Below are 21,546 nucleotides of genomic sequence, written 5' to 3'. Positions count from 1 at the left end.
CGGGCCGCACGTCAGACCGAAGAGTTACTGCCGCCGGCAAGGCACTCGCCACCATCAACCACCAGCGCATGACCGGTGATAAAGGACGAGCGGTCCGAGCAGAGAAAGAGGACAGCTTCGGCGATCTCCTCCGGCCGACCGAAGCGGCCCATTGGCACGAGATCGCGCACGACGTTTTCCAAAGCCGCGCGGCCGCCGAGCTGGGCCTCGTACGGACCATTGAACGGCGTATCGACCCAGCCGGGGCAAAGTGCATTCACCCGGATGCCATCGCGGGCGTAGTCCAGTGCGATCTGCTTCGTCATGGTTATAACGGCCGACTTGGTGGTGATATAGGCAAGCATCCCTTTGTCGAGGAACACGCCGGCATTCGAGGCGGTATTGAGGATAACGCCGCCGCCCTGTGCCCGCATGTGCGGCAGCGCCGCCTTGCAGGCCGTGAACTGCGCTACGACGTTGATCTCGTAGCTTTTGCGCATGTCGTCGGCATTTATCGCTTCCAGCGCGCCTCCGATTTGGATCCCGGCGTGATTGTGCAGGATATTGAGAGCGCCGTGTTCGCGGACGAGCTTGGCGAATACCTCGGTGACGGCGGAATCGTCCGCTACATCCATCACGGAGGACGCGGCCAGGCCGCCGGCGGCGAGGATGGCCTGCGCAGTCTCCTCGGCCAGTGCCTCGTCTCGGTCGGTCACCATCACGAAGGCACCGTTGGCCCCAAGGATAAAGGCGGATTGCCGCCCGATACCGGAGCCCGCTGCGGTCACGAGCGCGGTTCTGCCGCTGAGGATCTTTTCGCTCATGGAGTGTCTCCGACATGGCGCAAGCTGCGCTCGGTCTTCGCGTCAAACAGGTGCACGGCCCCGATGTCGATATAGAAGCTACGCACTTCGCCGCGTTCAGGCGCGGTGCCTGGTTGGAGACGCAACGTGACTTCCCGGTCGGCGAGATCACCGATGACGTAGACCTCGGCGCCGCACGGTTCGATCAGCGACGCTGTGATGGTGAAGGTCGGCCAATCGGAACGCCGCGCCTCCAGGTGGAACGCTTCTGGCCTGACGCCGAGCAACACCTCTCGACCGCGTTCCTCCTTCAGGTTAGCGAAGGCTGCCGGAAGAGGGAAGGAGAGGGCACCGTCGACTGAGATGAGGCCATCTTTGATCTTCGCGGGCAGGAGGTTCATGGCTGGGGAGCCGATGAATTTTGCAACAAAGGTGGTGGCTGGGCGATTGTAGAGATCATCGGGCGAGCCGATCTGCTCAATGCTGCCGCCCCGCATGGCGACAATCCGATCAGCAAGCGTCATAGCTTCAATCTGGTCATGAGTAACGTAAATCACGGTCTGCTTCTCTTCCAGATGCATGCGCTTGATCTCGGCTCGCATCGTGGTACGGAGCTGCGCGTCGAGATTGGAGAGAGGCTCGTCAAAGAGATAAACCGCTGGCTCGCGCACCATCGCGCGGCCCATGGCGACACGCTGACGCTGGCCACCGGAGAGGTCCCGGGGCTTGCGTGCTAGCAGGTGTTCGATATGCAGCATCTTTGCCGCTCGGTTAACCTGCTCGTTGATTTCTGCTTGCGGGACCTTGGCTAGCTTTAGGCTGAAGCCCATGTTCTCCGCAGCGGTCATGTGCGGGTAGAGCGCATAGGACTGGAAGACCATTGCGATGTCACGATTGCGCGGCGAAAGATTTGTTACGTCTCTGTCGCCGATGCGGATCGCACCGGCAGTGGTAGTTTCCAGCCCGGCTATCATGCGCAGCAATGTGGTCTTGCCGCAACCTGAAGGCCCGACCAACACGACGAATTCTCCGTTGGCGATGCTCAAATCGAGATCGCGTATGATATCGACGGTGCCAAAGCTCTTAGCAAGCCGAACCACTTCTACCTGGGCCATGCGAAATTTCCTCTTCTAGAATCTCTTTGAAAAAAGGCCGCGTCGTTCACAGACATCGGCAGCCTCTTCAATCAGGTCGGCTATGCGGGTTGCGCCATAGTCGCGCCGCATAAGCACGGCGCGCTCGCGCAGCTCAGTGGCGGATTTTGCGCGGCCGGGACGTAGCAGTTCGTAAGTATCGAGCAGCATGTCCTGCGGGACAGCCACCAGCTCGGCGGCGCGCTCGAAATTCTCGGCCAGACGGTCGCGGTTGGTGGCGCGCGCCACATCGGCCTGCAAACGCAGCGCGTCGGGCGTGATCGCCAGATCTTGGGCGGTGATCCTGCCTTCCAGGACGGCGTCGACCGTGAAATCCTCGAGGCCCAGCCCAGTCTTACTGCGCACCAGATGCGGCGCTTTTTCGGAGAGCGGGTAGAGTTCGCGTGCATCGGTGCTCATGAGTTTCGCTCCGCGCTATTAAAGAACATCTCTTCCGGCTCGGCGCCGGGTTGGGTCATTTCCGTTTCGATTGCGTAAAGTAGCGCCACGCGCGGGTGGAACCGCGCCCCAAGCGCTTGCCCATCATTGGTCACGATAATTGGTTCGGGCGTTTCGCCCCAGGTCATGCGCCCGGCGTTCCGGCCCATAGCGCGGTATTGCTCCAGTGACACCAGCGGTGCGTTGGAAAACAGTTCCAGGTTCATATGCGGCAGCCGGTCGCGATGGTGAATTATCGCGGTTCCCTTTGCCTGTATTCCGATGCCATAGCCCGAGCCCGCGAGATGTGCAGCGCTAAGGCCAAGGAATGACGTGTCCGCCGTATGGCGAATCCGCACTACGCGCGGCATGCCACCACCTTCCAGCACGCCCCGCGTCAGTGCTTCCAGCACGTCGGCTACGGCATGGCCCGCTGTCGTGCGGTGAAGGCGTTCGCCGAAGGCCGGAGAGATGCCGATCACCACCTCGTGGGGGTCTACGCCCTTCTCTGCCTTGCCGATCGCATAGAACTGGGCCGACCCAGTTGGAGGCTCATGGCTGCCTTCCGCGCTGAGGACATGATCGCGATTGATCGTGCCCCTGACTGCTTTCACGCGATTCCATCGCGCCTCGTTCATCCGGTAGCCGGTGCCCGGCCCTGAATAATGGTTCGGCTCGTTCACGGCGCTGACGACCTTGCCGTCGCGCAAAATAGCAGAGGTCTGAAGGTAATCGCCGCTGATGCGCTGGCGCAGCATGTTCATCAGGTTCTCCGCCATTTGGCGATGGCCGCGCAGCGCCAGTGCCCGCACCACGTCGAGCGCCGTCAGGCCGCGCGCGGCTATATCGCGGCTGATCTCCAGGGTGCGGACCGGGGCAAAGGTGACCGTGTCGTTGGACCCGGACGCGTGGATAACGCTGTCTTTCATGTTAGGCTCGGTTTTCGCGAGACCGAGCTCATCCAGCACATCGTCAAGCGCGTCTACCGCCTGACGCCGCACATTAAGTGCGTCCTCCTCGGCTAGCGGAGCAAGCCCGCCATCCACTTCAAAATCTCGCTGCAGGACGAGGTAGTCTTCCATCTCCTCGGCATTGATAAGCGACGGGTTGAAGGAATTGTCATAGGCGCGAATAGAGCCGAAGCCTGAGGTGATGAGGTCCGACCCGGCGAGCAGATAAGGTGTAATCTTCGCGCCGATCCGGATCTCGGATTCCGAAGTTTTCGTGTCATTGCCGGAGGCGCATTCTAGACCTAGCCATACCGCAAGCAGATTCTCCGCCATCAACTCGCGAACGCCGCCAGGCATCGAAGCCGTCAAAGGCGCGCCGTCGACGCCGCCGTTCTGAGTGCCCTGGACGCCCATAGCACGCTGGAGACAAAGACACCGAGCCTCAAGGTAGAGCACCGAGCATTTTTCATGAAAGCCCATCAGTAGTTCGGCCCCAGCACCGGAGGTGCAGCGCGCCTTGATGCCACGTGAGGCATAAGCGGCGGCCAGAAACGTTTTCGACCATGGCGTATCGTCGCCATCAATGAACGTCCGTTCGCTGCCATATACGGAAACGGTCTCCGCATAAGTGGCAAGCCCAGCGAGACCGATCTTGAGTTCCTCGGCCTCCTCGATTGAGCATTGAAACAACGTGCTGCCGCGGCCGGTAGCGGCGCCCACCGTGCAGGCGAGCGCATTGGCCCAGGCGTTGCCTGCCACGCGCATTGTGGTTTCAATCTCGTCAAAACCCAGCGCGACCGCAGTGGCGGAGTCCGCCGCCAGTTGAAGTGGATCGTCCTTTGCATTTGTGACGTGCGCCTGGTTGCCTGGGCTGTGCCGCTGACGCATCTTGGAATAGGCGAAAGTAGCTTCCAGCGCGGAAAGGTCACCTACCACTTGCGCCAGCTTGGCGGGGGTCATGCCGCGCGCTAGCCGCTCCAGCTCCCCGCGGGGTACGTTCACGTCGACAAGCATCCGTGCAACAGCTGTGCTGTCCAGCGCCATGGCTTCCGCCGCGACAGTTCGGTCGATGTGGTGTGCGGCAATGAACGCGTCGAGAATGTCGAAATCGGCGGCTTTGCGTCCGTCCATCTCAAGGATCTCGCCATCTGGTCCGAGTACCAGCCCGGGTTCAGGGTCCCAAGGCGAGTGAAACACGGCAAACCCGTTCTCTGGGCTTTCCTCGGAAAAGCTGTCGAGGCGAAGGGGGCGCTTGTCCCATTCTTGAATGCGCTTCCAGCGCTGTTGATGATCGTGCGTCACATCAGTTCTCCCGCATGATGCGCAACAGAATGACCGTCAGGACAATCACCGCCGCGAGAAGAATGAACGAAACGGCGGCTGCCTGGCCGATATCGAGAAAGCGAAAGCCGAGGCGATAGGCGTAGAAGCTGATCGTCTCGGTAACCTTGCCCGGGCCACCCTGTGTCAGCATGTAGATGAGGTCATAGCTCTTCAACGCAGTGATCATGCGGATGAGAAGCGTTACGAGGATGACGGGCTTGAGCATCGGAAGCGTGACGTGGCGGAGAATTTGAAACGCGTTCGCACCGTCAATGCGTGCTGCCTCAACTGGGTCCTGCGGCAACGATTTCAGCCCGGCATAGAGCATGATCAGCATAAGCGAAGTCTCAGTCCAGACATCGACAAACACCACAGTGGCAAGGGCGAGATTGGGATCACCGAACCAGCCCTGGCCCGGGACGCCGACCAGCGACAGTAGCCAATTGATGATCCCAAGGTTTGGATTGAACATCAGTCGGAACATCAGCGCGACAGCCACCGGAGTCATGAGGATCGGCAGCATCAACACCATGAGATAGAATTCGCGGAACTTCAGCCAGGATTGGTTCAGGAGGAGGGCAAGGCCGAAAGCGAGCAGGAATTCAAGGACAACGACGGTCACCATAAGTTTCATCGTGACCCAGGAGACGCTGGCAAACTCACGCGTCATGATGACAGCGTAGTTCTCGAACCAGACAAGGTCTCCCATGCCGTAGGTGATAATGTACTCGTGCAGGCTGAGCCAAAATGAATAGAGAAGCGGTCCCGCCACCACTAATGCCAACACAATGATTGTCGGCGTCATGAACAGCAGTTTGTAAAATCCCGTCGAGAACCCGTCCGACTTACGGGCCGGGGCCGAGGAGGTTTGGCCTGCGATCTGGCTGGCGCTTGTCATGATTTGGCATCCGTGAAACTTGAGGAGTAAGCGCTGCGGCCGACGAAACGTCCAGCCGCAGCTATTTCGTATGAGGCGACGTTCACTTCAGCAGCGGATCGCCTTTAGTCAGGCGGGCAAACTTGTCCTCAGCATTGGCGACGGCCGTGGCCGCGTCAGTGCCGTTGGCGAGGACGTCACCCATCACCTCGGCGAAGACCTCTACGAGCTGGGTGGCGCGCGACATCACCGGCAGGCCCTTGGCGTGAGCGAGCGCATCGCCGACCGCAGCCATCTGAGGCCAACGCTTGAGGTATTCCGCGTCGTCATAGATCCAGGTCTGGGTCGCCTGACCGCCGGCCAAAGCGCGCTTTTTCGCGATGTCTTTGGATTCCACCCATTTGATGAACTCCCAGGAACAATCTGCATTCGCGGCATTGGTAGGGATCGCCCAGCCCCAAGCGCCAAGCAGGCTGTCCTGGCCAGGCATACGCGCAAAACCCACTTTGTCGACCACCTTGGATTCCTTTGGGTCCTGCAGGGTGGGCATCAGAAACAGGTAGGAGATCGCGAAGACGGCCTTGTCCTGCTTCAACGCATTGGCAACGTCATCGAAATTCGCGCCAAGCGCGCCCGGCTGCGCGGCATTCGAGAGTAGGTCAGCGTAGATTTTCACCGCCTCGATGCCTTCTGGGGAGTTCAGAGAGGGCTCCCAAGACTCGCGGTTGTAGAAGTCACCCCCAAGCGAAAAGACGTAGTTTGTCGCTTCCATTACGACCGGGTCGGCGCGCTGGCCGGCCATTGCGATGCCTACCTTGCCGGTTTGCTGACCCGCCCACTTTGCAACGTCCGCAAATTCCTGGAGCGTCTCGGGAAGGCGCCAGTCGCGGCCAAACTTCTCCTTATACGCGGCCTGGAACGCCGGGTCCTCGACGATGTCCTTCCGGTAGAGCATGCCCATCGCATATTGCCAGAACGGCAACATGTAGGTGGTACCCTTGACCTTGCCATTAATTTCCATCAGCGCGGGATAGTACACCGATGTGTCGATCTTGTCGGCGGCGATGCGTTCGTCGAGGGGCTGGATCCACTTGGCGGTAACGAATTCGCCCGCCCAATAGCTATCCACCGCAAGCACATCGTAGGAGCCTGAGGAGGCGGTCAAGGAGGGCACGAGCTTCTCATGCATCAGAGTGTAGTTGACCGCTTCGATGTTGAGCTTCGCACCCGAGAGCTTCTCAAACTCTGGGCCTACCGCAATCAGCGCGGTGGTATCGGGGACGGTTTCGAGCAAGAGGTTGAGTGTTTTTCCCTTGCAGACGGCGGCAGGATCAGCGAGCGCTGTCGAGGCGGCAAGCAGCGAGGCGGCCATCACGCCAAGCCTGGTTGTGATCATTCGGGGCATGCTTCGATCTCCTTTTTGCGTGTTGAATGCAGGATTGGACCGTCGTCCCGTTTGTCAGTTGGTCAGCCTTTGACCGCTCCGAGGTTCAGCCCCGAGACGAGGAAACGGCGCATAGCGAAATACAGAATTGCCATCGGCAACATGGCGAGAATGGTGGCCGCGCTTACCGCTCCCACAGCTGTACCCTGCTGGGTAACCAGACTGGAAATTGCGACGGGTAGCGTTTTTGACTCATTGCCCGATAACATCAAAGCAAAGAGAAACTCGTTCCAGCTCAGTACAAAGCTGAGAATTGCGGCTGCACCGATGCCCGGCAGTAGCGCTGGAACAATGATGCGGATGAACGCCGTCATAGGTGTGCAGCCGTCAATCAGCGCTGCCTCGTCCAGTTCGCGGGGGACGCGCTTCATAAAGCTCATCAGAAGCCAAACGACATAAGGTAGGTTGAAGGCGAGGTATGTGACGATCAAGCCGGTGCGCGAGTCGGTCAGGCCGATATTCTTGAAGATCAAGAAAAAAGGGATGACCAGGACAATGGGCGGCATCATCTGCGTGGCGAGGATGACGATCGGCATCGCGTTGCCGCCGGCCTTGTAGCGATCGATAGCATAGGCGGCAAACGCGCCGATGACGACCGCGAGCGCCGTGGACGTTAGCGCGATGATCAGGCTGTTTAGAAAGAAGGCGCCAAAGTTCATCTCGAAGATGATCGTTCTGTAGTTATCGAGAGTCGGCGTAAAAAACAGCGCAGGCGGCAGCTGATAGGCGATCACCTTGTCGGCGAATGACGTCCGCAGCACCCAGAGGAGAGGGAGGACAACGAAGAGGGCGCAAACTCCCAGAATGAGATGCGTCATTATCCGTGCGAAGAGTGACGGTTGCACGATTGCTCCTCCGTGTTATAACAAATACCGTATCACGTATATGAGATCATACCCGGCGTTGCTGTCAAGAGGTTTTCCGGCGAACCGACAACGCGCTGAGCGTCCAAGGCGGGGTACGGCGGCCCGCTTTGCCGCCGCGGAGCCGACTCGAAGTCGGTTCGAGGAGACTCGCGCCTACAGTGGAGACATCGTTTAATAGGATCTGCCCAAGGATACGAACGTAGCACCGTGGCGTGCTGGAGTGCAGCGGCGACGCGAGCACATCGCTCTACAGACATCAGCTCCGAAACAGCCACTGGGCTTTTTGCGCAATTGAATGAAGATGGCGACCCATTGCGGAAACCGCGCATGCCCGCAGCAGGCGAATGTTGGTCATAAAGGAATACTGATATGTCGAGAGAATTTTTGGGAAAAGTTGTTCTGGTCACAGGTGCTACATCCGGAATCGGTGCAGCGATCGCGACCGCCTTCGCCGCACTGGGCGCCTCGACGGTGCTGACAGGTCGCAACGTCGATGCCGGCGAAAAGCTGCGAAGTTCCCTCTCTCCGCTCGGCACAGAAGTGTCATTCATCGCGGCCGACATCACTGGGGCTGGCGAGGCGGATCGCATCGTCGCCGAGGTAATCGCCACCTTTGGAAAGCTTGATGTTCTCGTCAACAATGCCGGCATTCTATTTCGCGGGACCTCACTCGACTGCACCGACGAGGAGTGGCTCCGCACGTTTGAGACCAACGTCACCGCAACCTTTCGGATGTCGCGTGCCGCGGTGCGAGTAATGCTCGAGAAGAAGGCCGGTGTGATTGTCAATATTGCATCCGACTGGGGGCTTGTGGGCGCGCAGGGAGCTGTAGCTTATGGCGCAAGCAAGGGAGCTGTCGTGCAATTGACTCGTTCCATGGCACTTGATCATGCACGCGATGGCATTCGCGTGAACGCGATCTGTCCGGGCGACACCGACACCGCCATGCTCCAGAGCGCGCTGCCTGATACCGATCACGAGACGCGGCTTCAGCGTTTGGGAGGGGCTATCCCTTTAGGGCGAGTTGCTCGCCCGGAAGAAATTGCGCGCAGCGTTTGTTTTCTTGCGTCCGACGGCGCGTCCTTCATTACGGGAGCTACGCTTGCCGTCGATGGTGGCAACAGCGCGGGATAGGGCACCCAGCGGACCTTCGAACCGTGGTGGCGGAAGACCGGTCGCATGTCACCTGAAGGCTACAAGGAAACAAGTGCCCGACGGGCTGACGCTAAACTGTATCGGCCCGCCTCATATGTCACGAACCGGCGCCGGGCATCAGCAGGTCTTATGAAGGTAGAAGAAAATCCTCTTTGCCGCGCTCGCGCATCTTTCATATTTTCAGAAAGCTTGCTGGTCGGCGGCCTGCATGAGCGCGGTCCGCTCAGAGGCCGAGGGGCCCATGGGCTTTTGAGGAGAGCGGTACATGGCAAAGCTTTCGGGACGAACAGCATTCGTAACCGGCGCATCGTCGGGCGTCGGCCTCGCTGCGGCTCGCCATCTGGTCGACCAGGGAGCTCGGGTGGCGATTTCAGCCCGTCGGGTCGATATTCTTCGCCATATCGCATCAGAAGCGCCTGACAGTTTCATCGTTGTCCAGACCGACGTAGCCGACGCTGGAAGCGTTGACAACGCGATTGACCATTCCTGGCAGGAACTCGGGCATATAGATTATGTCATCCACGCCGCCGGGATCGTCACGCCAGCGGCAATGGCCGATCTGACCCCGGCGGTTTGGAAGCAGCACATCGATATCAACCTCACGGGCTCCTATAACGTCCTGAGAACGGTGGCGATGAAAATGAGACAGCGAGGTGAAGGGAGCATCGTATCGATTGCTTCCGACCTTTCGTTCAAAGGGCTCGCGAACTACGCACACTACTGCGCGTCGAAAGCGGGACTGGCAGGACTCACGAAGGCCCTGGCGCTTGAACTCGCACCGAGCGTCCGGGTAAACTGCGTTTGTCCTGGTCCAATCGATACCCCGATGATGGATTCCGAGCTTGGGTGGTTCGGTGGCTCTGACGAAGTGCGGGCCGTGGCCGTTGCCGCTGTTCCGCTAAAGCGATTTTCCAGCCCAGAGGAAATTGCGGAGTTTGCAGTTTACGTGGCAGCAAATATGAGGTTCGCCACAGGGAGCATGCTGAGCATCGACGGCGGTACGACAGCGGGGTGAGCCGCCCGACGGCAACGATCGCCAACATGTTCATTGCTAAAAGTCATTCTCCTCCCAGCATGCAAGCCTGGCAGCGGAGGGGGTCAGGCGCTGACCCATAAGACTACGACCCCTGCGATTGTGACGCAGGCTGATTAAGGCCCCTTCGATCGAGAGACGCGCCAGATGATTTCGTCGCGCCGGCGACCATGACTTCTATCTGGTGATTTCCTCGACTGTCAGGCCGCGCGCGATCAAGACCTCTTCCGCAGTACACCCCAGGCTCTTTCTCAAATCGGATATCCCCTGGACTATGTTTTCTATAGTGTTCGGCTCGCCGCGGGCTACAAGAGAAACACGGTGCAGAGACCACAGGCCCAGCGAGCGCTTTCCGATCGATCAACACTATCGCCTCGATTGCAGGCGTTTCCACGCGGCATCGATTGAAATTGAAAAGGACACGTATGGCATCGAGGCTCGTCGCGAAACAGACCACCGACGAACCGCACGACCGCCTTCACTTCCCGGACGAAGATCATGGCGGTGTGTTTAAACATGTCGTTCTCCTGAACGATGATCGGAAGATCGCCTTTGCCGTTCGGACATGCCTAGACCTCGTGCAGGAAGTGCCCGAACTTTTCGCGCTTGGTCCGAAGATAGTCGACACTATGCGACTGGGCGGCCACGATTAGGCTTCTGCGCTCCACCACGTCAATTTTCTCAGCGCGGAGTGCCTCGAGCTTGGCGGGATTGTTGGTCAGCAGGACAATGCTCGATACGCCGAGCAATCGCAGAATCGAAGCCGCGGCCGCGTAGTCTCGGCCGTCAACTGGAAAGCCGAGTTCCAGATTTGCGTCCATCGTGTCGTAACCACGATCCTGAAGTGCGTAGGCGGCGATCTTGTTTCCGATGCCGATTCCGCGACCTTCATGCCCGCGCATGTAGATGAGGCACCCGAGCCTGGCTTGTTGAAAAAATTCCAAGGCGTGCGAAAGCTGCTCACCGCAATCACATCGCAAAGATCCGAAACTTTCGCCCGTCAGGCACTCGGAGTGCACCCGCACCGGTACCTTTTGGCGGCCGAATAGATCGCCGCACGTAAGAGCGACATGCTCAACGCCCGTGCGTTTGCAAACAAACGTGGTTGCCTGGAAGTCCCCGAAGCGAGTTGGCATTTTGGAAGACGACGTCCTGTGAACGACGATCTCGTTCGCCCGCATGTGATGTATTAGATCTTCCATATTCGACAGCACCTTTGATGTCATGACAGCGATCGCGTACGTCTAAGCAAGCCGTAGGTTGCCGCTTAGAGCCATTGCGGTCGCTAGAAAAGCGCTTCCTAGACGGTCGCTGAACTCGTCTCTTCTTTGAGACCGCATTCCGGGATGCGGTATCAAGATCGCTGTTGGCGTGCCGTAAAACCGCCGTTCTGGCCGGAGCAAGAGGCCGGTAAGACGACTTCATTTTCCATTGCATCGCAAAACGAGCTTCAGTCGAAGCGCAGTAAATCCGTAGCCGCATGCGGGTTAAAGTGTTTGAAGAAGCGCCACCTTCGCCCGCTCAGCCAAGAGCTTCCGGGTTGCGTTTGCAGCCTCCCGGCCCTTGTGCACGAAGTGATCCCTGAAGAACGCGATTTGATGTTCATTCTCCTGGAAGGTATGCGGCGTGAGCACGGTGGACAGGACGGGCACGCCAGTATCGAGACTGACACGCATCATGGCGTCCAGAACGGTCCGGGCGACGAAATCGTGACGGTAGATGCCGCCATCGACGACGAACGCCGTCCCAACGACCGCGGCATATCGGTCGGTCCTGATCAGCGTCTGTGCATGCAATGGGATTTCGAGCGCGCCGGGCACATCGACGATCTCGACTTCCTCGCGGTTGCCTCCGAGCTTCTCCCACTCGTCGACGAACGATTCGACGCATCTGTCAACGATGTCCGAATGCCATCGGGCACGGATAACGGCGATCTTTTGTCCTTTCGGATCGAAAGCGATGGTCATGGGCGTCTCCATAATGTCTGTCGCACAGAAGTCATTTCTTGAGTGCTTCCGCGGCCTGCTTCGCCGCGAGGCTGACGAAGCCCTGGCGGTGCCACAAGAGGCAACGATCGGCATCTTGGTTAGGAAGAAGGATGTCGTGGATCTTCGCGATTACGATCGTGTGGCTGTATCCGTCATGCGTCTTGGCTATACGACAATCGAACGCAACAGAGGCCCCGGCTAGCAACGGGGCTCCCGTCTCCTGGAAATTCCACAATGCGCCTTCGAAGCGATCGGGGCCCTTGGCGCGTGCGAAGTGGTCGGCAAACGCCAGCATCGAGTCGGTCAAGACCGACACGCCGAGGAAACCCTGATCGATGATGGTATCGTGAGCGGAGGCGCTTTTGTTGATACAGACAATCAAGGACGGCGGATCGGCGGACAGGCTACACACAGCCGTGGCCATCAGTCCGCAAGGAACACCGTCTTTGATCGAGGTTATTGCTGTGACGGGGCCTGCGAACCGCTGCATGGCCTCGCGAAAATCCTCGGTACTGATCATGGCAGGGCAGTTCCCTAGTTGGCGTCGTGAGTGATGAAACGGGTGTTCATGTAGGCCTCTAGTGCCTCACTGCCGCCTTCGTAGCCATATCCGGAGTCCCGGACGCCGCCGTAAGGCGTTTCGGGCAGCCCAAGCCCGATGTGGTTGATAGACAACATGCCCGCCTGAACCCCTTGCGCGAGCCGTCGCGCATTAGAGGCGCTTGACGTCCAGGCGTAGGATCCGAGACCGAACGGCAGTCGGCCAGCTTCCTCGATTGCCTCGCCGAGATCGGAAAAGGACTTCACCAGAGCTACCGGGCCAAACGGCTCTTCGTTCATCGCCCTCATCTCGGTCGTCACACCCGTAAGCACGGTAGGCTCAAAGAAGAAACCGCTGTTTCCGATGCGGTGTCCTCCCGTCTCGATTTTCGCTCCCTTGCTAACTGCGTCCTCGATCAGCGACTCGACGGCGGCCCTACGGCGTTCGTTGATCAACGGGCCGACCTGGACGCCATCGGCCAGGCCGTCGCCGACCTTAAGAGCCTTCGTCTTTTTCACGAAGGAATCAACGAACTCGTCATGCACGTTGGTCTGGATTAGGAAGCGTGTTGGGGAGATACAGACCTGGCCTCCATTCCTAAATTTTGCGGCAACCAAAGCTGTCGTCGCCGCATCGATATTGGCGTCGTCTGCCACGATGACGGGGGCGTGTCCGCCAAGCTCCATCGTCACCCGCTTCATATGCAGGCCCGCCAACGAGGCAAGGTGCTTGCCAACTTGAACCGAACCCGTAAACGACACCTTGCGGATTACTGGATGCGGAACGAGGAATTCGGAAATCTCCGACGGTGTCCCGAAGACAAGGTTCACAACACCTGCGGGAACACCCGCGTCGTGGAGGCACTGGAAAAGTACCGCCGGTGCGGCAGGAGCTTCTTCCGGACCCTTTATGATGATCGAGCAGCCTGCCGAGATCGCGGGGCCAAGTTTCCGGACGATTTGGCTCATCGGAAAGTTCCACGGGGTGAAACCTACAGCCGGGCCAACCGGGTCCTTGACCGCATACTGCTGGATGCTAACGCCACGAGAAGGGATGACCCGACCATATGTCCGGCGGCCTTCTTCTGCGAACCAGTCAAGCAGGTCCGCGCAGGAGTTTACTTCTAGACGCGATTCGGAAAGTGGCTTTCCTTCGTCCGTGGTCAGAAGACGGGCGGCGTCCTCGAGACGATCACGGAGCAGGGATGCCGCGCGGCGGATGACCTTATAACGTTCGAAAGCAGACGTGGCGCTCCACGTTTTAAACCCCGAGGCGACGGCCTGGACCGCTCTTTCGAGATCCGTCCGCGATGCGTGGGCTACGTTTCCGATTACCTCTCCGTTGATCGGGTTTACGACATCCAGCGTCTTGCCCCCGGAGGCGTCGCTCCACTCTCCGCCAATGTACAGTTTGGTATTCGGATAAGCCATGTAAGTCTCCTTTTCGCAGTGCCATTGGGCCTACCTTGGAGGAGCAAGCCGCGTGCCACTCACCTAACCGGCTGAATTACAAGGCAACTTGGAGCTTAGATGACCTCCCGCTCAAACGTCTCAATTTTGTCTCAAACATGAGACGCACAAGGACGTACTCTCGTCCTTGACTTGACGCAATTTTGGATCACTAATTCGAGCAAATAAGGGAACACCAAAATGCTTGGACCAGACGATCACTTCCGTGTGATTGAGGAGGCTGTGCTGACGACTGCCGGAAGAGGCGAGTGGCGGACGGCCTCGTGGGCGCGCTGTCTTCAGGACTACAAGCTGGATCCCTCGCGCCCCAAACTGGTCGATCTCACCAATAGAGAGCTGCGCGAAGAGCAGGACACTTTCGACGCGGACGTGGCACTGGCGACAAACGAGCTCGAAGCAACGTTGATGATGATCGAGGGCGGTGGCTACAGTGCCCACATAGCCAACCGCAACGGAGTGATTATATCTGAGCGTCGCAGCAGAGATGCCGCGTTCTATTGCAGCACGGACCGGATCGGCGCGGTGTGGAGTGAGGAGGTCGGCGGTACAAACGGTATTGGGACGGCGCTAAAAAATTTAGAACCGACCGCGGTCTACCTCTCGGATCACTTTTATGCCGATCTAACCGGTCAAGCGTGCGCGACAGCTCCCTTCTTTGGGCCGGACGGCAACATACTCGGCGTCGTCAACCTTTCGACGTACAATCCGGGCGTACCCCAGTTGGCGCATCGTGTGGTATTTGGCGTCGCCCAGATCACTGCGGATCGGCTCGAGACCACATATTTTCGGAACGCGTTCCGGAAATACTACACACTAGCTGTCAGTACCGAACAACGATCGCCGACCATCTTCGCCGTCGACAGCGACTGCCGTATCGTAGGCGCGACACGGAATGCCAGACGCCTCTTCAAGCTGGAGGAATCTGCGATCGGAACGCGAACGCTCTGGGCCGTTTTTGAAAAGATCAAAGGAAATCCCCCGCTCGACTATCTGTGCGACAATCTACGCGAACTCCGGCCGCTGGGTAGCGGAAAGGTCATCGACGTGAACCTCAGGCGACCGCTATCGGTTCTGCCGGCTTCGATCACGTCGCTTGCCGCCGGCGCGACAACCAAGATTGCTAAGCCGAAGCTCGGGAAGAAGATTACCTCGCTAGCCGAGTGTGCGGGCAACGACCGCAATATGAAGCGGAACATCGATGTCCTGAGGAAGGTATTCGGCAGCGGGCTGCACATGCTGCTCCTCGGCGAAACGGGGGTTGGAAAAGACACGCTTACCCGTGCCCTGCACTACGAGAGCGAACGGGCTACGGGCCCCTTCGTTGCGTTCAACTGCTCCGCTGTCCCGGAGACGCTCATAGATAGCGAGCTTTTCGGATACAGCGGCGGCGCGTTCACCGGGGCAAGCAAGGAGGGAAATGTCGGGCGGATTGTAGAAGCGGATAAGGGTACACTTTTCCTCGATGAAATTGGGGATATGCCGCTCCCTCTGCAGACACGACTCCTGCGGTTCCTTGAAACTCAGGAGGTCATGCCGCTGGGCTCCGGCCGTGCGCGCACCGTCGATGTCCAGGTTGTCGCAGCGACCCACCAGGATCTTAACTCGAAGGTTGCTGCGGGCACATTCCGACAGGACCTCTTCTATCGCCTCGCAGGGACCATAGTGACATTGCCCGCGCTGCGTGATCGAGAAGACCTCGAAACAATCATCGGCAATTTGATGGAACAGTTTTCCGAGGATGTCGAGATTTCGTTATCGGACCGCGCTATGAAGATTTTGCTGGCCCACTCCTGGCCAGGTAATATTCGCGAGTTGCGCAACGTCCTCACGCGCGCGGCCAAGCTGGCCACCCGCGGCCTGATAGAACCGAACGACCTGATGCTTGTGCCCACTCCCGTCTCGGCCGTTCCCCCGCCTTCGTCAATGCCCACAGCGGTCACTTCGTCCGGAGAAGTGAGGGAAGTGCGAGTACGACGTCCGACGTCGCCGCTAGCCGGACGAAAGCGGCAAATGACGCCGTACAAGGCGGCGGCGGCCGAAGCCGAGAAGGTCGCGCTCGCAACTGCCATGGAACGGTTTGGCCGCGATCCCATAGCGTGCATGGAAGCACTCGGTATCAGCAGGGCCACGTTCTACCGAAAACTCAAGCAGCATGGCCTGGTTCTCGGTGAGCACGAGGATCCGTGAGGTGCGGCGCTGGCCTCGCGGCCAGCAGCGCCAATTTCAAACGGCAGCCTGAAGCGCGATCTCGATCAATATTTCGTCGGCGGCGAGATTGGACTCGACCGTAGCCCGGGCAGGAAGCGCGTCTTCCGGTATCCAGGATTCCCAGAGTGCATTCATCGGCGCAAAGTCGCGCTTGATGTTCCGGAGCCAGATCTGGGCAAAGAGTATCTTCGACTTGTCGGTGCCAGCAACACCGAGCAGGTGGTCGATCCGGTCTAGCAACTGCAGGGTCTGCCCTTCGATACCCTGGGAGCGGTCAGTCGGGACCTGCCCGGTGACATACGCAATGCCATTGTGGACGAGCACGTGGCTCAGACGTTTGCCGTTGGGTTCAAAGCGGTGAATGGTCATAGTGCTCTCCAATTCTGTATCAACGGGTCCCGACACGCATTCCCATGACGCGTGGCAAGTTCGAGATCGCTTGGGCGATAAGCGGCTGGCGGCGACCAGCGTCCTCGGCGTCTTCACAACGGACGATGGCATCGCGCACCATCGTGCCGCCCACAAAGCGGAATGGCTCGATCGGGAAGGTCATCCGATTTCGCGAGCAGAAAGCCGACGTCGTCCATTCGTCTTTCTGGTTCAAGATGAGGGACGAAAGGCATTCCCCGGCGATAACCGTGGCATTGACGCCATGCCCCGAGTAACCGGAACCGTAGTGGATCCGGCTTCCCTGCAACGTGCCGAAATAGGGGAGGCGGTCCGAAGTGACTTCAATCGGATATCCCCAACTCGTGGCCACGCCGCCACTCATACCGGGAAAGAACCGTTGGAGCCCGATAGCTGCCCGTCGAGCGCTTGCCCCGTCATTGCGTAACTTCTCCGAGTTGTGCGCGCTTCCCCATTCAAGCGGTCCAGAACCCGATCCCATAAGAACCCGCCCGTCGTTCGTCCGTCGGAAATAGTGCGTGAACATGCGGAGGTCCGCGAGCCCGCGCGCCTTTCGATAATTGATGCTTTCTAAATATTCGGGATCGGGATCAGACATCACTGGAAAGCTGGAGAAAAGCGTGGTTGACTTGGCAACCGGGCTCAGTCCCATCGTTCCAGTATACGTGGCGAGTACAACATCGCGCGCGGTCACTGCACCGCGGTCCGTTTCAACGAAATTCACGGATCCCTTTTGGACACGCCGTACGGGGGAATTCTCGAAAATCGATATTCCTGCGTCCAACGCAGCCTGACGCAACTCATGGACCAATCGTCCCGGGTTTACCGTTGCGCCTTCTGTAAACAACAGCCCTTCTAGGAACCTCGGCGAGTTACAGAGTTCTCTGAGTTCCCCTTGCGGCAATTGACGGAGAGTGTCACCCAAGCCCAGGTCTCGTGCGGTGCGGACAAACTCGCGGATTTTCTTTACCTGAGCGGGCGAGGTGGCGACGCGTAGATACCCCTCTTCGACCCACCATACGTCCCGTCTATGTGCCGTGGCGAATTTTCGAAGACGACCCTGAGCCACGGTACCCAGACGCGCAGCTTCGATGCTCTTGTCGGCGCCGAAGATCGGTAAAAGGGTAGGGAGCGCCCCCCAGTATCCATGGACGTTGCCCCCATTTCGAGAGCTCGCCCCATCGCCGCATCGATATGCGTCGAGGATGGCGACCCGAAGCTGAGGATTTCGCTCTTTCAATATGAGCGCCGTCCAGAGGCCAGTAAAACCGCCTCCAACGATGGCGACATCGACGTCCATCCTCGATGTCAGCGGCGGTTGCCTTGGCGTACCGAAAAGACTGCGGACGTCCTTCTGCCACCACGAGAACTCCCGCTCAACATCTGAGCGAACTGCTGCCAGCAAGTCCATGACCAAACTCCAGCTCTCAAGCGGCCGAAAACTTGTTGCCACGGATGAAATCCGCTGCCCGCTCACCCACCATGATCGCCGGCGCGTTCAGGTTTCCAGACGGAACGCGGGGGAGGATCGAAGTGTCTGCAACGCGCAGCCCCTCGATGCCGCGAACTCGGAGCTGGGTGTCTACGACGGCCATGTCATCAGTCCCCATCTTGCACGCGCCCGATGGGTGAAGAGCGCCTTGCCCCGTTGCTCGGACGAACTCCATACGCTCGGCCTTCGTCTTCAGAATGCCTCCAGGGCGGAACGGGTGTGACACGTACTTAGAAAGTGACCTTTGCTGGAGGATTTCCTGGCCGATGCGAACACCTTCCGCGAGGCATTCCACATCATACTCCTCGGCGCAGTAGCGGGGATCGACAGCCGGAAAGACGTTCGGATCAGCGCTGCGGAGCTTGACGAAGCCCCGCGACCGAGGACGCGACTGGTAGACGTTCGTCGTGCATCCGTTGCCACTCGGAGTGGAGTCGGACCCTTCTTCGACGCCCGCTCCCGGCAGGAAGTGGTACTGGAGGGTCGGCAGCTTGTCGTCTTCCGCTCCGTACCAGCAAAGCCCCCCTTCGCAGACGTTTGACGTGACGGGACCGTTCCGGAACAAGGCGTATTGCAGCCCCGCCCAGGCCTGCCAGCGTAGTTTTTTGTATTTGTCGTAGCTATGAGCACCCGTCAACTCGTAGATCAGGAACATGTCGAAATGGTCCTGAAGGTTCTGGCCGACACCCGGAAGGTCATGCTTCACGTCAACGCCGATCTCCTTGAGATGATCGGCTGGGCCAATGCCCGAAAGAAGCAACAGATGTGGCGAACCAATGGCACCGGAGCATACCACTACCTCCTGTGAGGCCATCGCCCGCGTCACCTGACCTTTATGAAAGTACTCGACGCCGACGGCGCGGTTGTTCTCGATAATGATCCGGAGGGCCTTGGTCTTGGTTTGAACCGTGAGGTTTTTACGCTTGCGCGCGGGCTTGAGGTACGCCGCAGCGGCGCTGCAACGGAGTCCGTCCTTCATCGTGACCTGGTAGAAACCGACACCGGCCTGGTCACCAGAGTTGAAGTCGGGATTGAAGTTGATGCCTAGTTCCTGTGCCGCCCGCACCCATGCCTTCGTGAGGTAATGCGTGTGGCGTTGGTCGGATACACTGAGCGGACCTTCGGTCCCGTGGACATCTCCGGAAAATCGCTCGTTGCTTTCCGCCTTCTTGAAATACGGAAGCACGTCGTCGTAGCCCCAGCCCGTGCAGCCGTCGGCTTCCCACTGATTGTAGTCGCTGGGAATTCCGCGCATGTAGACCATTGCGTTGACAGAGCTTCCGCCACCCAGAACCCGCCCCTGCACAAACTCGGGAGTAACCCCGCCCTGATGATGCTGCGGTTCGAGCTTGTAGCGGGTGAGCATGTTACTCTTCGAAGTCTTATAATACGTCACCGGAAGATGAATATAAGGGCTCCAGTCGCGGTCGCCCTGCTCGAGAAGCAAAACCTTGCTGTCAAAGTCTTCGCTAAGCCGTGACGCGATAGTACAACCCGCCGAGCCGCCACCGACGACAATATAATCGTACATTTTGAGATCCTATAAATTTCTGCTTCAGCTCGCGAGAACGACGACCGACGCCGGGTCCCAACGCAAGGACACCGGGCTACCGACGCCGAAACGAATTCCGGCTGCTGCGCGATGCTCCTGACATTTCAGTAGTGCCCCCGTCTCGTGACGGACCTTGTACACAACCCGGCTGCCGATGAAGACGACATCTTCCACATTGCCTTCCACCCGGTTCACCGTTTCGGAATGCCCGTCGGATGCGGCGATGCTGATCGCCTCCGGCCGGATAGAGACGTGCACGGGTGTGCCCGCGCGCAGGCTGCTCGCTGCAACCTGCGCGGCCCCGATTGGCAGTTCGACCAGAGCGCCGGACGCGTCCGACGACTTGACCTTCCCATCGAGAAGATTGGTGTCCCCGAAGAACTTCGCGCAGAACAACGTCTTGGGCGCGCCATACATCTCGTCCGGCGTTCCGATTTGCTCGATGGTACCCTTGTTCATGAGCACTACGCGGTCCGACAGGATCATCGCCTCATCCTGGTCGTGCGTAACGTAGATGAACGTAGTCCCGGTTTCGGTGTGAATACGCTTGAGCTCGTCGAGCATGTGATGGCGAATCTTGAGGTCGAGCGCCGCAAGAGGTTCATCAAGCAAGAGAACCGAGGGCTTGTTCACCAGCGCACGCGCCAACGCCACGCGCTGGGCTTGACCACCGCTTATCTCGCCGATCCACCTGCTGGAGAACTCCTCGAGCTGTACCAGCTTCAACATGGCCGTCACCTGGTCGTTCACCTGCGACTTGGGAACGCCTTTCAGGCGAAGGCCAAAAGCGACGTTGTCGAAGACATCAAGGTGGGGGAAAAGCGCGTAGCGCTGGAAAACCATGTTGACTGGCCGTTTCTCGGGCGGCACTCGCGTTACATCTCGTCCGGAAATCACAACGTCGCCAGATGTCGCGTCCTCGAAACCCGCAACGATCCTCATGAGGGTCGACTTTCCGCAGCCGCTCGGCCCAAGCAAGGTGAGGATTTCCCCCTTTTTTACGGTCAGGTTTATGTTTTCTAAAGCTGTAAAGATGCCGAAGGACTTGGTGATATTGTTCAACTCGACAATGTTCTGAGACATGACGATCCCCTTATTCATTCGTGTCGCGCGCGGCGACAGCTCGTTTTCTTTGAAGCCAGAGAGTGAAACCGCCCGCTGCCAGAACGGCAATTGAAAGTGCCAACGCGATAACGCTGGCAGCATTGATCGAGGGATCGACGGTGCGCCGCATCATCGACCAGATGTAAAGCGGAAGCGTCGTGTCATTGCCGCTCACGAAAACCGTGACAATGAACTCGTCGAACGAAAGGGCGAACGAGAGGATGGCCGCTCCGGCAATGGTGGGCGCGAGGATTGGAATGGTCACCATTCGGAAGGTCTGGAACTGCGAGGCTCCGAGATCGCGAGCAGCTTCTTCCAGCGACTGGTCGAAATAGTTGACGCGCGAGCGCATAGTCTCCACGAAGAACGGCAGTGTGCAGAGAACGTGAGCGATCGTGACCGTAATGAGCGACCGCGCGAGCCCGATCTGAGCAAACAGCGTTACGAGCGCGATACCAATAAAGAGACCCGGTAGACCGATCGGGGCGAAATTCAGCCACTCGAATGCGGATTTGTGGTTACGCCTCATCCGGATGAGCGCTAAGGCCGCCATCGTTCCTAGTATCGTGGTCACGGCGGCGGTAAAGAACCCTACCTTTAGACTGTTGAGAAGCGATGCCACGAAGTCAGGCTTCGAAACCAGTAGTTCGTACCACCGCAGACTAAGCCCCTGCAGGGGGAATGTCAGGGCGGGACTCGCGTGAAAGCTGAACAGGATGATGATCGCGATCGGGGCGAACAGGAAGAATAGGTAAGCAGAGAGATAAGCCCGTAGCATATCGA

At 58.8% G+C, this 21,546-nt stretch carries 19 protein-coding genes; 3 read left to right on the top strand and 16 right to left on the bottom strand.

Features of this window, described 5'->3' with window-relative positions; translation table 11 throughout:
* Positions 1-11: 11 nt before the first annotated feature.
* The 7 genes from M0412_RS25920 to M0412_RS25890 all read right to left on the bottom strand — a co-directional run bounded on the left by M0412_RS25920 (position 12) and on the right by M0412_RS25890 (position 7,765).
* Positions 12-803, bottom strand: a complete 792-nt coding sequence (locus M0412_RS25920) for an SDR family NAD(P)-dependent oxidoreductase (protein ID WP_142859795.1) — start codon at positions 801-803, stop codon at positions 12-14.
* Entirely contained in the window at positions 800-1,897 is a 1,098-nt protein-coding gene (locus tag M0412_RS25915) for an ABC transporter ATP-binding protein (RefSeq protein WP_142859793.1), read from the bottom strand. The genes M0412_RS25920 and M0412_RS25915 overlap by 4 nt, the downstream gene beginning before the upstream one ends.
* Before the next feature lie 15 nt (positions 1,898-1,912).
* Positions 1,913-2,335: a diol dehydratase small subunit gene (locus M0412_RS25910; RefSeq protein ID WP_142859791.1), complete on the bottom strand. Its 423-nt coding sequence runs from the start codon at positions 2,333-2,335 to the stop codon at positions 1,913-1,915.
* Positions 2,332-4,605, bottom strand: a complete 2,274-nt coding sequence (locus tag M0412_RS25905; RefSeq protein WP_206666274.1) for a propanediol/glycerol family dehydratase large subunit — start codon at positions 4,603-4,605, stop codon at positions 2,332-2,334. Before M0412_RS25905 ends, M0412_RS25910 begins: the two co-directional genes overlap by 4 nt.
* 1 nt (position 4,606) lies before the next feature.
* A complete protein-coding gene (locus M0412_RS25900) occupies positions 4,607-5,524 on the bottom strand; it encodes a carbohydrate ABC transporter permease (protein ID WP_142859790.1) in 918 nt (305 codons plus the stop codon).
* Positions 5,525-5,606: 82 nt separating this feature from the next.
* A complete protein-coding gene (locus tag M0412_RS25895; RefSeq protein ID WP_142859788.1) occupies positions 5,607-6,908 on the bottom strand; it encodes an extracellular solute-binding protein in 1,302 nt (433 codons plus the stop codon).
* A gap of 62 nt (positions 6,909-6,970) precedes the next feature.
* Positions 6,971-7,765, bottom strand: a complete 795-nt coding sequence (locus tag M0412_RS25890) for a carbohydrate ABC transporter permease (RefSeq protein ID WP_142859786.1) — start codon at positions 7,763-7,765, stop codon at positions 6,971-6,973.
* Between the two features lie 417 nt (positions 7,766-8,182).
* Here M0412_RS25890 and M0412_RS25885 point away from each other — a divergent pair, with 417 nt between their 5' ends.
* Both M0412_RS25885 and M0412_RS25880 read left to right on the top strand, forming a co-directional pair.
* Complete coding sequence (locus M0412_RS25885; protein WP_142859785.1) at positions 8,183-8,947, top strand: SDR family NAD(P)-dependent oxidoreductase; 765 nt, start codon at positions 8,183-8,185, stop codon at positions 8,945-8,947.
* A gap of 286 nt (positions 8,948-9,233) precedes the next feature.
* On the top strand, positions 9,234-9,983 hold the full coding sequence (locus M0412_RS25880; RefSeq protein WP_142859783.1) for an SDR family NAD(P)-dependent oxidoreductase: 750 nt from the start codon (positions 9,234-9,236) through the stop codon (positions 9,981-9,983).
* A gap of 587 nt (positions 9,984-10,570) precedes the next feature.
* Here the strand turns inward: M0412_RS25880 and ribA are convergent.
* The 4 genes from ribA to M0412_RS25860 form a co-directional block, all read right to left on the bottom strand.
* Complete coding sequence (gene ribA, locus M0412_RS25875) at positions 10,571-11,227, bottom strand: GTP cyclohydrolase II (protein WP_142859781.1); 657 nt, start codon at positions 11,225-11,227, stop codon at positions 10,571-10,573.
* A 261-nt stretch (positions 11,228-11,488) separates the two neighbouring features.
* On the bottom strand, positions 11,489-11,968 hold the full coding sequence (locus tag M0412_RS25870) for a 6,7-dimethyl-8-ribityllumazine synthase (RefSeq protein ID WP_142859779.1): 480 nt from the start codon (positions 11,966-11,968) through the stop codon (positions 11,489-11,491).
* 31 nt (positions 11,969-11,999) lie between these two features.
* Entirely contained in the window at positions 12,000-12,509 is a 510-nt protein-coding gene (locus tag M0412_RS25865) for a flavin reductase family protein (RefSeq protein ID WP_142859777.1), read from the bottom strand.
* 14 nt (positions 12,510-12,523) lie between these two features.
* Entirely contained in the window at positions 12,524-13,960 is a 1,437-nt protein-coding gene (locus M0412_RS25860) for an NAD-dependent succinate-semialdehyde dehydrogenase (protein ID WP_142859775.1), read from the bottom strand.
* Positions 13,961-14,179: 219 nt separating this feature from the next.
* Between M0412_RS25860 and M0412_RS25855 the strand changes: the two genes are divergently transcribed.
* Positions 14,180-16,186 (top strand): sigma-54-dependent Fis family transcriptional regulator, encoded by a 2,007-nt coding sequence (locus tag M0412_RS25855; RefSeq protein ID WP_142859774.1) that lies wholly within the window; start codon positions 14,180-14,182, stop codon positions 16,184-16,186.
* Between the two features lie 36 nt (positions 16,187-16,222).
* On the opposite strand, the gene M0412_RS25850 is transcribed toward M0412_RS25855, so the two are convergent.
* Genes M0412_RS25850 through M0412_RS25830 form a run of 5 tightly spaced genes read right to left on the bottom strand, consistent with a single transcriptional unit; the run spans position 16,223 to position 21,541 of the window.
* Positions 16,223-16,576 (bottom strand): RidA family protein, encoded by a 354-nt coding sequence (locus M0412_RS25850; RefSeq protein WP_142859772.1) that lies wholly within the window; start codon positions 16,574-16,576, stop codon positions 16,223-16,225.
* A gap of 19 nt (positions 16,577-16,595) precedes the next feature.
* Entirely contained in the window at positions 16,596-18,026 is a 1,431-nt protein-coding gene (locus M0412_RS25845; protein ID WP_142859770.1) for an FAD-binding oxidoreductase, read from the bottom strand.
* Positions 18,027-18,042: 16 nt separating this feature from the next.
* Positions 18,043-19,638, bottom strand: coding sequence for a GMC family oxidoreductase (locus tag M0412_RS25840; RefSeq protein ID WP_142859768.1), 1,596 nt, complete (start codon positions 19,636-19,638; stop codon positions 18,043-18,045).
* Between the two features lie 24 nt (positions 19,639-19,662).
* Entirely contained in the window at positions 19,663-20,742 is a 1,080-nt protein-coding gene (locus M0412_RS25835; RefSeq protein ID WP_142859766.1) for an ABC transporter ATP-binding protein, read from the bottom strand.
* Between the two features lie 10 nt (positions 20,743-20,752).
* On the bottom strand, positions 20,753-21,541 hold the full coding sequence (locus M0412_RS25830; protein WP_142859764.1) for an ABC transporter permease: 789 nt from the start codon (positions 21,539-21,541) through the stop codon (positions 20,753-20,755).
* Positions 21,542-21,546 lie beyond the last annotated feature (5 nt).

It is taken from the genome of Agrobacterium sp. O3.4 (genome assembly GCF_041414895.1).
Taxonomy (GTDB): Bacteria; Pseudomonadota; Alphaproteobacteria; order Rhizobiales; family Rhizobiaceae; genus Agrobacterium; species Agrobacterium cucumeris.
This window is presented reverse-complemented; position numbering and strand designations above follow the sequence as displayed.